Below are 526 nucleotides of genomic sequence, written 5' to 3'. Positions count from 1 at the left end.
TTGCGGATCTTGCGCGGGAGGGTGAGGGTGAGCTCGTCCATCAGGGAGAGCACCTTGGCCGGGTAGCCCGCCTGGGCGGCGGCCTGCTCGACGGAGGCGGGTTCGATGCCTTCGCCGACCATGGCGACGCCCTCGTTGATGAAGTGGCCGATGACGCGGGAGGTGAAGAATCCGCGCGAGTCGTTGACGACGATCGGGGTCTTGTTGATCTGGCGGACCAGGTCGAAGGCGCGGGCCAGCGCCTCGTCGCCGGTGCGCTCGCCCTTGATGATCTCCACCAGCGGCATCTTGTCGACGGGTGAGAAGAAGTGCAGCCCGATGAAGTCGCCCTGGCGCTCGACGCCCTCGGCGAGGGCGGTGATGGGCAGGGTGGAGGTGTTGGAGCACAGCAGCGCGTCGGGGTCGACGACGTCCTGGATCTCCTGGAACACCTTGTGCTTGAGGGAGGTGTCCTCGAAGACGGCCTCGATGACGGCGTCGCAGCCGGCGAGGTCGGCGGCCTCGGCGGTGGGTGTGATCCGCGCGA

Annotated in this window: 1 protein-coding gene; it reads right to left on the bottom strand. The window is 67.9% G+C overall.

Features of this window, described 5'->3' with window-relative positions; all coding sequences use genetic code 11:
• Positions 1-526: 3-hydroxyacyl-CoA dehydrogenase family protein (locus IE172_RS35030; RefSeq protein ID WP_229886728.1), on the bottom strand; the 526-nt coding region annotated here is incomplete at both ends.

This window comes from Streptomyces griseoflavus (genome assembly GCF_014649995.1).
GTDB classification, from domain to species: domain Bacteria; phylum Actinomycetota; class Actinomycetes; order Streptomycetales; family Streptomycetaceae; genus Streptomyces; species Streptomyces griseoflavus.
Note: the sequence above shows the minus strand (reverse complement) of the source record. Positions and strands in the feature narration are given on the sequence as shown.